This window comes from Pelagibacterium montanilacus (assembly GCF_003992665.1).
In the GTDB taxonomy this organism is placed as follows: Bacteria; Pseudomonadota; Alphaproteobacteria; order Rhizobiales; family Devosiaceae; genus Pelagibacterium; species Pelagibacterium montanilacus.
This window is the reverse complement of sequence record NZ_RZMX01000051.1, coordinates 211114-222853: the sequence shown is the minus strand read 5'-3', so window position 1 is coordinate 222853 and position 11740 is coordinate 211114. Positions and strand designations below refer to the sequence as shown.

The following is an 11740-nucleotide window of genomic DNA, read 5'->3' as shown; positions in this document are numbered from 1 at the left end:
ATCGACTCTAGGCGACGACGATGGCAGCCCGCTTTGCCTTATCCTCTGGCTCCACATGGATGGTGACGAGGCTTTCGGGATGGTCCGCCTTGAGCGCCCCTTCGATCCGGTCGCAGATCGCGTGCGCCTCTTCCACGGCCATGGTGCCGGGCACGACAAGGTGAAAGTCGATGAACGTCATGCGCCCGGCCTGGCGGGTTCGTACGTCGTGTGCCTGGAGGGCTCCCGCGGCATTGGTGCGAATCGTATCGCCGATCTGCTCGCGGGTCGGGGCGGGCAGCGCCACGTCCATCAACCCACCGACACTGCTCGCGATCAGCCGCGAGCCCGAAACCAGAATGACGATGCCCACGATCACCGCGATCACCGCATCGAGAACATACCAGCCGGTCAGGATCGCAAGCCCCAGCCCTCCGATCACGCCGAGCGAGGAGAAGACGTCGGTCAGTAGGTGGTGGCCATCCGCTTCCAAAGCCGGCGAGCGCAGCTTGCGCCCTTGGGAAATCAGCACCCAGCACCAGCCGGCGTTGAGAACCGTGGCCGCCCCGTTGATCAGCAGCCCGAGCGCCGGCGCGTCGATGGGCACAGGGGTCGTGATTCCCTTCCAGGCCTGATGGAAGATCGCCAAGGCCGCAATGACGATGAAGATGCCCTCGGCGACGGCCGAGAAATATTCGGCCTTGTGGTAGCCGTAGGGCAGGGCCGCATTGGCAGGACGAGCCGAAAGGCGCACCGCGACCAGCGCAGCCACCGCGGTCACCACGTTGACGATGCTCTCGAGCGCGTCGGACAGAAGGGCCACGGATCCGGTCACATGGGCGGCCAGATATTTCAGCCCGAGAACGACCACGCCCACGGCGATGCTGCCCATGGCCAGAATCAGTGTTTTTTGCAAAGCGGTACCCTCTTGCCCAGCCGTCTCGGGGACGCGGCGGCGCACTATAAGCACAGCGGCAAAAACCTGTCTATCCTGTTGTTTTTAAATGCAAATGATTGTCAGAGGCGTTGGCGACGGCGAAGCTTTCCGGTAGGCCCTCATGGGCGTGGGCGAGGCTTTCGAGCACCGCGATGCAAAGCCGGGCCACCTCGTCTGTCGGCGCCACCAGATCGGGCACCATGATGGTGCGCATGCCAGCGGCATGGGCGGCCCGCACACCGGCATGGGAATCCTCGAACGCCAGGCACCGTGTCGGGTCCGCTCCCAGCCGGTCCGCCGCCAGCAGATAGGGCTCGGGGTGGGGCTTGGGCCGCACCACGTCGTCGCGGGTCACCACCACGTCAAAGAGGTCAAGCAGTCCGGCAGCGCCCAGATGGCTGCGGGCATGGGGGCCGCGCGAGGATGTGGCCACGGCGATCGGGATATGGTTGGCCTTCAATGCGCCCAGAAGCTCGCGCGCACCGTGCTTGACGGGGATGGCGCTGTCGCGGGTATGGTTCACCATGCGGTCCCGGCAATGCCTGTCGAAATCCGCGTAGGGGAAGCTCACCCCATAGGCCTCGATCAGGAGCTTTTCGGTCGCCTCGTGAGAGGAGCCCACCATGCGTCCGTGCACATGGTCGGTCATCTCGAAGCCCAGCTCGCCCACCACCTCAAAGACGATCGCTCTGAACACCGATTCAGTGTCCAGAAGCGTGCCGTCCATATCAAAGACGGCGGCGTCGAACGGCTCGTGGAGAAGGCTCATCGCTTGGGGCGCCCCGACATGGATTGCTGGACAGCTCATGGTCCTACCAGCTTGCCGGCCCGCCGATCAACCCGGTCCCTTCCGCCGGCCGCCAGGGTCAGATCGCGCAGCTCACGCCCGTTCCCCGCAGGCCGCAATATCCGTTGGGGTTCTTGGCGAGATATTGCTGGTGATAGGTCTCGGCGAAATAGAACGGTCGGGCCTGGGCCACTTCCGTCGTGATCGCCCCCTTGCCGGCATCGCCAAGGCGCGCGCCATAGGCGTAGCGGCTCGCCTTGGCGGCCTCGAGCTGTTGGTCCGTGGTGGCGTAGATGGCCGAGCGGTACTGGGTGCCCACGTCATTGCCCTGCCGCATGCCCTGGGTGGGGTCATGGGCCTCCCAGAAGGTGCGCAGGAGGCTGGCCAGGCTCGTGGTCGCAGGATCGTAGACAACCATCACCGCTTCGGTGTGGCCGGTGCCGCCCGAGCAGACCTCTTCGTAGCTGGGATTGGGCGTATATCCGCCCTGATAGCCCGCCGCGGTAACGTAGACGCCCGGCAGGGACCAGAACAGCCGCTCGGCGCCCCAGAAGCACCCCAGGCCGAAATAGATGATCTCGCTGCCCTCGGGGTAAGGGCCCTTGAGCGGGCGCCCCGAAACGAAATGTTCGGGCGCGATGGCAATGGGGTCGGTCCGGCCGGGGAGCGCCTTGTCGGCCTCAGGCAGGGCGGCGGGCTTGGCAAACAGGGAAAACATGAGCGTTCCTTCCGAGGCGATTGAACTGGGGACACGTGTCGCGCCTTGGATTTCATCCCTCTGACGGGAGGGACTGCCGGACTCGGTCGTAAGGCATCAATAGCCCGATTCCCGGGAAAAGGATCCGTCGCTGCGCTTGCGGCCGACAAACAGCAGCAGGGCGCCCAAAGCGCCAAGCACCAGCCATCCCGGCCACGACAGCAATGTGGTCATGGCCGGGTCCCAAAGCAAGGGATGCACATTGGTGCTCACGAAGCCTTGTACCGTCTCGAGGACATCGGGCATCAGATGGTCGATTGTCCCGGCCAGTTCGGTGATCACGAGGGCGCTCGCCGCCAGCGAGCGCGTGCCGTCGATCACCAGCAATATCAGCGCGGCGCCCAAAAACCAGAGCCCCAAAAGCCGCAGCACAACGCGCAATGTTCCTACCCCTGATCGGCAGCCGATATCGGGACCACGAGGGACCGCCGCCCCGGTCTATCACAAATGCATGGCGCCGCAAGCGCGGCCGGGCCCCCGCTTCAGGGGGAGAGAAAGGGCGAGGCGCGGCCCCAAGGTGCAGATTTTCCCCCATGGCCCCTTGAGATCGGCGTGAAAGCGGGATAAGCGAGCATGCGGTCGAGCTTGAGCTTCGACCGCGCCGGCTTGCAGGCCCCCGCCATTGGCGCAATTCCTGCACGACGTAAAGCTGGAGAGGTGGCCGAGTGGTCGAAGGCGCACGCCTGGAACGCGTGTAGGCGGGTAACCGTCTCGAGGGTTCGAATCCCTCTCTCTCCGCCACTTTATCATGTAGCGCTTTGATTTTGATGGCCTTGTCCTGCAAGGTGTTCAATGCGCCTCACACTTTATCCACCATCCTGAGTGCGCCGATCTAGCCGGTGAAGGCGAGATGGACCGTTCGGTTCCTCGCTTAGCGGACTTGCAGCGCTTGCAGGACCATTCCCGCTGGCACGAAACCCAGATGACGTGCCGTGATTGCACGTAGCTACGAATGATTCCATGGCCAGCTTGCGGCAGATCGTCTAATTGGGGTTATCGAGTGCCGCGCGCACCAAACGCTTCGACTATTGATTCCAGGGAACCTACCGATGAAATCGCCTAAGGGCAGTGACTTTGCCGAACGACAGAAGTCCTCAATCGAGGCAAAGCAAGCGATGCTGGCCAAGTTCAACGCCGCTCCAAAGTTTGATGATCCCCAAAGGGTAGCAGAACGCGCAGAACGGGCCGCTCGTAAAGCCGAGCGCATTCAGGCCGAGAAAGTGGCAAAGGATGACGCTGCGGAGGCCGACGCTGCCCAGGAGCGAAACCAGGCTGCAAGCGATGCTGAGAAAAAAGCTGAACGAGACCGCAAGTATGCGGCGCGAAAAGCCCGAAAGTAGGACTGTTTCGCGCAGAAGCAGCGCTGCCATGAACCGGTCAACGAACGGGTTTTCGAACGCTGTTGAGGCGGGCGCCATTCCGGTATATCTGGATCATTTGCTGATCGGCAATCTTGGCCGAACGCTGGCCTGCTGCAGATCAAACGGCACTAGCGGCGTTCTGTCCGCTGTCGCAGGGAGTTCCCCAAGGCGATGACCAAGGTATGTCCCTGTCGTATGGGGCAATAAGCCGAGGGCGGGCTGAACTCCAAGCTCCCACCGGTTGCGATGGTGAAGGGCAACCGCGTGGATGATGTCGATTTTTATCGGCGAAACGGTTGGGAATGCCAATCGCGCATGGGAACACTTGCAGGCGAGGCGCCCGAAGACCGAACGCCTCGCCTGCCATTGGCCCTCTATCAGTCTTTGTGCTCGGGCATGTCCTTGAGCTGATCCTTGGTCCAGCCGGTCACCGCATGGACGTCACCATCCTCGTCGCGCATGAACTGCAACTGGTCGATGCCCACGGCAACGGGCTTGGCGCCAATGCCGAGGAAACCGCCCACGTCAATCACGACGAGCGCAGCGGTGCCAGCGCCGTGGATGTGCGAGACCTTGCCCACCTTGTGATCGTCCGCCCCGTAGATGGAGGCGCCTTCGAGGGTTGCGGGCGTCAGCTCGGCCGGGGTGAGGGGCGTGTGCTTGGTGTGATCCATGATCAGTTCTCCTGGGCTTGTTGGGACTGTGATAAGGTCCGGCCTGCTCCAATCGTTCCATGGCTTCGCCGTGACGGGGATCGGGCAACTCCGCATGGGCCTGTCCGCGTGCAACGGACTCGTGCGGTCAAGCATTGATTGGGGCAAAGCCGCCCGAGATGCTCCATGATCGCCCCAACCCTTCTCATGCTCCGACCCCAGCCTCGGTCCCCTTGGGGGCCATCATGCTGAGCCCCGATCCCCCAAGTGCGGTCGATCGGGCAGGCCTGCGCTATGTGGACACCCATGAGCCCGGGCTCTCCCGTTCGAGATCGGGGCGCGGGTTCAGCTATCGCGAACCCGGCGGCCAGCTCCTGCGCGACAGGCAGGTCCTGGCCCGTATCCGAGCGCTCGCCATTCCACCGGCCTGGACAGAGGTCTGGATCTGCAGCGATGCGGACGGTCACATTCAGGCGGTGGGCAGGGACGGCAAGGGGCGCAAGCAGTATCGCTACCATCCCGAATGGTCCCGCACGCGCGGGCTGTCGAAATATGCCGAGCTTGCGGGCTTTGGGGCTCGCCTGCCGCTCCTGCGCGATCGGGTGGGCGTCGATCTCTCGGCTCGTGGCTTGCCACGCCACAAGGTCATCGCATCGGTGGTCTGGCTGCTCGACCAGACCCTGATCAGGGTCGGTAATGCCGCCTATGCCCGGGAAAATGGCAGCTTCGGGCTGACCACGTTGCGCCAGCGCCATCTCGACATTTCAGGCAGCACGTTGAAATTCGCGTTCAGGGGCAAGTCCGGCAAGGCCTGGCAACTGGCGATTTCGGACCGGCGCATTGCCCGGGTGCTGCGCAGCATACAGGACCTGCCCGGGCAGTCGCTTTTTCAGTATATCGATGCCCAGGGAGACCGGGTGGCGATCGCGTCCAACGACGTCAACGCCTACATCCGCGACGTGGTGGGCGAGGAGTATTCATCCAAGCATTTCAGGACCTGGGGCGGCACGGTTCGTGCGCTTCATATCTTGGGCTGCATCTCCACCGAGGCCACCAAGACCGCCCGGGCCAGAATACTCAACAGCGCTCTCGATCAGGTCGCGGGCCGGCTGGGCAACACCCGTGCGGTGTGTCGGGCCTGCTATGTTCACCCCGCGATCCTTTCTCACTGGCAAGAGGGCGCGTTGCACGACGAAGTGAGAGACCTCAAGCGTAAACGTCCCCGGCGCAAGGGGCTGGATGACCAGGAAGCGCTGACGCTGCGGTGGCTCGACACCTGCGTTCGAACCGGCCCGGCGCAATGACCGGGCCGGAGATCTGAGGCTATTCCTCGAGCATGCGCTTGAGCAGCTCGATGTCCTGGGTCAGTTCGCCATCCTGGCTCATGAGCTGTTCGATCTTGCGGACCGAGTGCAGAACGGTCGTGTGATCCCGGCCACCGAACCGCCGCCCGATTTCCGGGAGCGACCGAGAGGTCAGGGCCTTTGCCAGATACATGGCGATCTGGCGCGGGCGGACCACGTCGCGCGACCGGCGCGAGGACAAGAGATCGGTGCGTGGCACCTTGAAATGGCGCGAGACGATCTTGAGGATGTCTTCGATCCGCACCCGCGGGGTTTCCCGGGCCCGGATCAGATCCTGGAGCGTCTTTTCAGCCAGCCCGATGGTCACCGGTTCCCCGGTAAGCTGATTGGCCGCCACCAGCCGGTTGACCGCGCCATCGAGGTCGCGGCCGTGGCTGACCACGGAGCGCGACACGTAATCGATCACTGCAGGGGGAAACTGGAGCCCGGTGAACCGCGCGCAGGCCTGATCGGCCCGCTTCTGGACGATGGCCCGGCGCAGGTCGATGTCGAAAGTGGCCATGGCGATCACCAGTCCGCCCGACAGGCGCGAACGCACCCGGTCGTCAAGCATTTCGAGGTCGCGCGGCGCGGAATCCCCGGCCACGACCACCTGCTTGGTGCCCGAGATCAGGGTCGAGAGCGTGTGACCGAATTCGGTCGCCGACTTGCCCTGCAGGAACTGCATGTCGTCGATCAGCAGCAGGTCGATCCTGCGCAGCCATTCCTTGAAGGCCAGCGCCGACTGGTGCTTCACCGCCGTGATGAAGTGGTACATGAAATGGTCGGCGGTGAGATAGACGATGTTCCGGCTCGTGTCCGAAGCGCCGGCCGCCCATGCGATGGCATTGAGAAGGTGCGTCTTGCCCAGCCCGACGCTCGAATGGATATAGACCGGGTTGAAGGTCACCGCATTGTTGGCCGCCGCCGAAGCCACCTGCTTGGCCACCCCGAGCGCCATCTCGTTGGCGGTGCCCGAAACGAAGGTGTCGAACGTCAGCTTGCGGTCCAGCGCACTGCCCGAGAGCGCGTCGGCGCGCAGGGGCTGGCCGTGGAGCGACAGCCCCGTCGCCGGCGCCTCGCCCGAGCGCGGTTCGGCGGGCAGCGGCGCATCGGCCTCGCTGGCCTCCTCCCCGCACGCAGCCAGGCGCGGCCGGGCCTGCCCGTTCACGCGCACCGTTATGTGCAGGCGCTGGATCGCGGCATTCTCGGCCTGGAAGGCGGCAAGAATCTTTTCGAGGTAGTTGGACTGTATCCAGGAGCACAAAAAGCGCGTGGGCACGGAAAGATGGGCAAGGTCCTCGATGATCTCCTCGAGCTCGAGCCGCGCAAACCAGGAGGCGAACACGTCCTCGCCAACTGCGACCCGCAGGCGTGCCCGCGCCCGCAGCCACGCCTGATCCTCGGTGCCCGCCATTGTCGCTTCCCTGCTGTGTCCGCCGATCCCGGCCGCGGCGTCTGCCGTCGTCGGTCCGTTCTGCCCTGAGCCCTTGAGCGCGATTTCGCGCTTCTGCTTATAGTCCTGTGCCTGACGCGCCGAAGCCGCCTGACGCGCGCGATCCGCCATCGCGAACGATTCCATTTCCTGCCTCTTTCCTGCCCGGACCGGCCCCCGCAACGGTCAATGGTCTACAGCCCCGGCACAACAGTGCCGGACGCAAAAAAACTCCCTTTTCCGCCCCACTACCTGACGGAAAAACATGAACTGAACAAAATTGGAGTGGACGCTAATGCGTCGCCGCGTGTGCCCGATAGTATTGGTTTAGTTGTCCGGCGTTCTACCGGGAGAGCGATAGTTGCACGGTATCCAGATCTGCTTGCCATTGGACTGCACGCGATGGATGCCGGCCACTTTTGCCCCCTTGCTTACGGACGAGACGATCCAGAAAGTCTTCAATCGCCTGCCCTGTTTCCTATCTGACAGAGCCATATTAGACAGGCAAAAATTCGCGCACAACCGCAGAAATTGCCAAAATCGGGCTTGACTCTCTGCCCTTTTGAAGGCCCCCGAGTCCCCCCTTCATCAACCCAAAATTAAGGGTATGGGACTCCTTGCAGAATCGGGGATCTGCGCATTCATTGAGCAGAAATTTTTTTTCCGGAAGGCGTGGGGCACCCGCATCGCATGCGGTGGGTGTGACAGATTCGTCACGACATTTTCCGGCCATGAAAAAGCCCCCTTGCGGGGGCTTTGAAATCTTGTTCCAGCGTGGCCGAAGGGGGTCGTCTTAGGCGCCGAGCGCCTTGACCCGCTTGGACAGCCGCGAAACCTTGCGGGCCGCCAGGTTCTTGTGAAACACGCCCTTGCCTGCGGCGCGGGCGATTTCAGGCTCTGCGACACGCAGCGCTGCCTGTGCGGCGGCCTGGTCGCCCGAAGCGATGGCCTCTTCGACCTTGCGGATAAAGGTGCGCACGCGCGAGCGGCGGGCGGTGTTGACCTGGGTGCGGGCCGCAATCTTGCGGGTGGCCTTCTTGGCCGAGGGAGTGTTTGCCATGTATGAGTTCCTCGTGGCGAGATGCCTTGCGCGCGCCCATCAGGGTTTCCCGTGGGGCGCAACCGGAAACGGGGCGGCCTGGGCCTCCCCGACGAAGGCTGCTCTATAGGCGGGGCCGGGCGGGGAGTCAACGTGCCTAGCGCTGGCACACCGGACAAAAAAAGCTCGATCGCCCGGATTGGACGAGCCGGGCGATGGTGCCCGTGCACCCCGATCTCCGGCAGGTCTCGTCCTCGCGTCCATAGACCGAAAAGCTGTGCTGGAAATAACCCGGCTTCCCGCCGGCGTCGCGGAAATCGGAAAGCGTGGAGCCGCCCGCGGCGATCGCCGCCTCGAGCACGTCCACGATCGCGCGCACCAGCGCCTCGTTCTCGGCGGGGCTGAGGCTGCCTGCGGCCCGTGTCGGGGCGATGCCCGCCCCGTGGAGCGCCTCGCACACATAGATATTGCCGAGCCCCGCGACGATCCTCTGGTCGAGCAGGGCCGATTTGATCGGACCGCGCCGGCCCCTGAGGCGATCGGTGAGATGGAGGGCGTTGAACATGTTGCCAAGGGCCTCGGGGCCCAGCGGATCGATGAACCGATTGTGCGCTCCGGGGCCGAAAAGGTCCATGAAGCCGAACCGGCGCGGATCGGCATAGGCAAGGGTGAGGGCGCCGTGTCTGGGATGCTCGAGCGACAGGCGCATGTGGACATGCCGGTCTGCCGCCGGGACCGGATCGATCCGGCTGGTTTCAGCCAGCCGCTCGCCCCCCACCGTGAAGACCCCGGTCATCCCCAGATGGGACAGCCACGTCGCCCCGCCCGACAGCCCGAAGAGGAGATATTTGGCACGGCGTCCCACCCCTGTCACCGTCTGGCCGGCCAGGGCCCGGGAAAACCCTGTCGGGAACGGAAAGCGCAGGTCTGGGCGCATCAGGGTGGCGTTCGTGATGCGCGCGCCCTCGAGCCAAGGCGCAAGGCCCCGCCGGACGGTTTCGACCTCTGGGAGTTCGGGCATGGGGCAATCGGTCCCTGGGGTTGCCGGCCGATGGCGCTTGCCCCGGCCCATGCTTGCGTTATCGTGCCCCCAAGCCCATAACGGAACCTCCACAAGCCAATCAAGAGCCGGCCGATGCAGGATGCGCAGACCACCACTCATTTCGGCGAGCGCGATGTGCCGCTGGGCGACAAGCAGGGCCTTGTCGACGAGGTCTTCTTCAAGGTCGCGGCGCGCTACGATCTGATGAACGATCTGATGAGCGCGGGTGTGCACCGCCTGTGGAAGGACCACATGGTGGCCCGCCTGGCTCCGCCCCGTCGCGGGCGTTCGCCCTATCGCGTTCTCGACATGGCCGGCGGCACCGGCGACATAGCCATGCGTGTTCTCGATGCTTCACACGGCCACGCCGAAGTCGTGGTTGCCGACATCAACCCCGGCATGCTCGCGGTCGGGGCCGAGCGCGCCAAGCGCTGGCGTTATCCTTCGCGCGCGACGTTCGAGGCGGCCAATGCCGAGGAACTGCCGTTCCCCGACAAGAGCTTTGATGCCTATACCATCGCGTTCGGGATCAGGAATGTGCCGCGCATCGGCAAGGCGCTCGAGGAAGCCCATCGCGTGCTCAAGCGCGGCGGGCGGCTTCTGGTGCTCGAATTCTCCAAGGTGGACGTGCCGGTGCTCGAGAAAGTCTACGACACGTTTTCGGACCTCGTCATTCCGCGCCTGGGGGGCATGGTGACCGGCGATGAGGAGCCCTATCGCTATCTCGTGGAATCGATCCGCAAATTCCCCCAGCCGGCAGAGTTCTCGGCCATGATCGAGGAGGCCGGCTTTTCCCGGGTCAGGCACACCGCCTACTCCGGCAATATCGCCGCTCTCCACGAGGCCTGGAAGCTCTAGCCCGATGCTGGTTTATCTTCGGCTGATCCGTGCGGGGTTCATCCTGGCCCGTGAAGGCGCGTTCTCGCTGGCCGAGAACCAGCCGCTTCCGCCGTCGGTGAGCGCCCTCGTGCGCCTCGTCCGGCTCATAGAGAAGCGTTCGGTCCGTCGGCGCGGGCGTGTGGACCGGCTCGCGGGGGCGCTCAACCGGCTGGGGCCGACCTATGTCAAGTTCGGCCAGCTTCTGGCGACCCGTCATGACATTTTCGGCCCGACCGTCGCCCGTGACCTCGCCAGGCTCCAGGACGACATGGAGCCCTTCGATGCATCGCTGGTCCCCGGGCTTCTCGCCGAGGCGCTCGGGTCCGATGCCGCGGCGCTCCACGAGCTGTCCCCGCCCATTGCCGCGGCTTCGATCGCCCAGGTGCACAAGGCCCAGCTCGTCCATGGGGACGGACGGCGCGAAACCGTCGCGGTCAAGCTGCTTCGCCCGGGCATAAAGGCGCGCTTCATGCGCGATCTCGAAGGGATGCGGGCGGCCGCACGCCTTCTCGAAAAGCTCATGCCCGCCGCCCGCCGGTTCAACGGCGACAGGGTCGTCGACGCTCTCGAGCGCTCGGCTGTCCTTGAGATGGATCTGCGGCTCGAGGCGGCGGCCATTTCCGAGATGGCCGAGAACAGCAGCGCCGACGAGGGCTTCCGTGTCCCGGCGGTCCATTGGGCCCAGACCTCGCGCTCGGTTCTCACCACGAGCTGGATCACGGGCATTCCCATCCGCGATGTGGAGGCGCTAGAAGCCGCGGGCATGGACCGCAAGGCTCTGGCGCTCCAGCTTATCCGCAATTTCCTGCGCCACGCGATCCGGGACGGCTTTTTCCATGCCGACATGCATCCGGGCAATCTGTTCGCCGATCCGGTGACAGGGGATGTCGTGGCGGTGGATTTCGGCATCACGGGGCGGATTTCGCTGCGCGAGCGCCGGTTCCTCGCCGGCATCCTGCACGGGTTCATCACGCGCGACTATCGCCGCATAGCCCGGCTGCACTTCGAGATCGGCTATGTGCCCGCCGACCAATCGGTCGATGATTTCGCCCAGGCCCTGCGCGCCATAGGCGAGCCGCTGGTGGGACGCGCCGCCGACGAGATTTCCATGGCCAAGGTGCTTGGCCAGTTGCTCGAGACCACCGAAGTGTTCAACATGGCCGCACGCCCCGAACTGGTGCTCTTGCAGAAGAACATGGTGCTCGTCGAAGGCTCGGCCCGCCTGCTCGACCCCCGGTTCAACATGTGGACCGCCGCAGAGCCCATCGTGGGCGAATGGATGAAGCGCCAGATCGGGCCGCTCGGGCAGATCGACATGGCCCGCAATGCGCTCGACGAGGCGGTGGGGCTGGTGCGCCGCCTGCCGGCCATCGCCGAGCGGGCCGAAATCGTGCTCGGCCAGATCGAACGCGATCAGCACGAGGCACGCCTGCGCAACACCACCATGCGCGTGGTCCTCAAATGGGCGGCCTCGGTGGTGCTGGTTCTTGGGGCGGCCGCGCTGGCGGTCTATCTCGTGGGAGGCTGA

Annotated in this window: 12 protein-coding genes and 1 tRNA gene; 5 read left to right on the top strand and 8 right to left on the bottom strand. The window is 64.5% G+C overall.

What is annotated here, in order from left to right; genetic code table 11:
* Positions 1–7: 7 nt before the first annotated feature.
* From EO136_RS14630 to EO136_RS14615, 4 genes are all read right to left on the bottom strand, one after another.
* Positions 8–871 carry a cation diffusion facilitator family transporter gene (locus EO136_RS14630; RefSeq protein ID WP_127145202.1) on the bottom strand — a complete coding sequence of 288 codons (864 nt, stop codon included), beginning with the start codon at positions 869–871 and terminating at the stop codon, positions 8–10.
* A gap of 94 nt (positions 872–965) precedes the next feature.
* Positions 966–1724, bottom strand: a complete 759-nt coding sequence (locus tag EO136_RS14625) for an HAD family hydrolase (protein ID WP_246018393.1) — start codon at positions 1722–1724, stop codon at positions 966–968.
* 58 nt (positions 1725–1782) lie between these two features.
* The gene (gene msrA, locus EO136_RS14620; RefSeq protein WP_127145124.1) at positions 1783–2421 is read right to left on the bottom strand and encodes a peptide-methionine (S)-S-oxide reductase MsrA; all 639 of its coding nucleotides are present in this window, start codon (positions 2419–2421) and stop codon (positions 1783–1785) included.
* Positions 2422–2517: 96 nt separating this feature from the next.
* Entirely contained in the window at positions 2518–2841 is a 324-nt protein-coding gene (locus tag EO136_RS14615) for a hypothetical protein (protein WP_127145123.1), read from the bottom strand.
* Positions 2842–3111: 270 nt separating this feature from the next.
* Here EO136_RS14615 and EO136_RS14610 point away from each other — a divergent pair.
* Positions 3112–3201, top strand: a tRNA-Ser gene (locus EO136_RS14610).
* 308 nt (positions 3202–3509) lie between these two features.
* Positions 3510–3800, top strand: a complete 291-nt coding sequence (locus EO136_RS14605) for a DUF6481 family protein (RefSeq protein WP_127145122.1) — start codon at positions 3510–3512, stop codon at positions 3798–3800.
* A gap of 398 nt (positions 3801–4198) precedes the next feature.
* On the opposite strand, the gene EO136_RS14600 is transcribed toward EO136_RS14605, so the two are convergent.
* Positions 4199–4495, bottom strand: a complete 297-nt coding sequence (locus EO136_RS14600; protein WP_127145121.1) for a PRC-barrel domain-containing protein — start codon at positions 4493–4495, stop codon at positions 4199–4201.
* A gap of 224 nt (positions 4496–4719) precedes the next feature.
* On the opposite strand from EO136_RS14600, the gene EO136_RS14595 reads away from it, so the two are divergent.
* Positions 4720–5778 (top strand): DNA topoisomerase IB, encoded by a 1059-nt coding sequence (locus EO136_RS14595; RefSeq protein WP_127145120.1) that lies wholly within the window; start codon positions 4720–4722, stop codon positions 5776–5778.
* Between the two features lie 19 nt (positions 5779–5797).
* Here the strand turns inward: EO136_RS14595 and dnaA are convergent, their stop codons facing one another.
* The 3 genes from dnaA to mutM all read right to left on the bottom strand — a co-directional run bounded on the left by dnaA (position 5798) and on the right by mutM (position 9312).
* Positions 5798–7234, bottom strand: coding sequence for a chromosomal replication initiator protein DnaA (gene dnaA, locus EO136_RS14590; RefSeq protein WP_127145201.1), 1437 nt, complete (start codon positions 7232–7234; stop codon positions 5798–5800).
* 811 nt (positions 7235–8045) lie between these two features.
* Positions 8046–8312, bottom strand: coding sequence for a 30S ribosomal protein S20 (gene rpsT / locus EO136_RS14585; RefSeq protein WP_127145119.1), 267 nt, complete (start codon positions 8310–8312; stop codon positions 8046–8048).
* A 136-nt stretch (positions 8313–8448) separates the two neighbouring features.
* On the bottom strand, positions 8449–9312 hold the full coding sequence (gene mutM / locus EO136_RS14580; RefSeq protein ID WP_127145118.1) for a bifunctional DNA-formamidopyrimidine glycosylase/DNA-(apurinic or apyrimidinic site) lyase: 864 nt from the start codon (positions 9310–9312) through the stop codon (positions 8449–8451).
* Positions 9313–9426: 114 nt separating this feature from the next.
* Here mutM and ubiE point away from each other — a divergent pair, with 114 nt between their 5' ends.
* Together ubiE and ubiB are read left to right on the top strand one after the other, a co-directional pair.
* On the top strand, positions 9427–10191 hold the full coding sequence (gene ubiE / locus EO136_RS14575; RefSeq protein ID WP_127145117.1) for a bifunctional demethylmenaquinone methyltransferase/2-methoxy-6-polyprenyl-1,4-benzoquinol methylase UbiE: 765 nt from the start codon (positions 9427–9429) through the stop codon (positions 10189–10191).
* A 4-nt stretch (positions 10192–10195) separates the two neighbouring features.
* Positions 10196–11740 (top strand): 2-polyprenylphenol 6-hydroxylase, encoded by a 1545-nt coding sequence (ubiB, locus tag EO136_RS14570; protein ID WP_127145116.1) that lies wholly within the window; start codon positions 10196–10198, stop codon positions 11738–11740.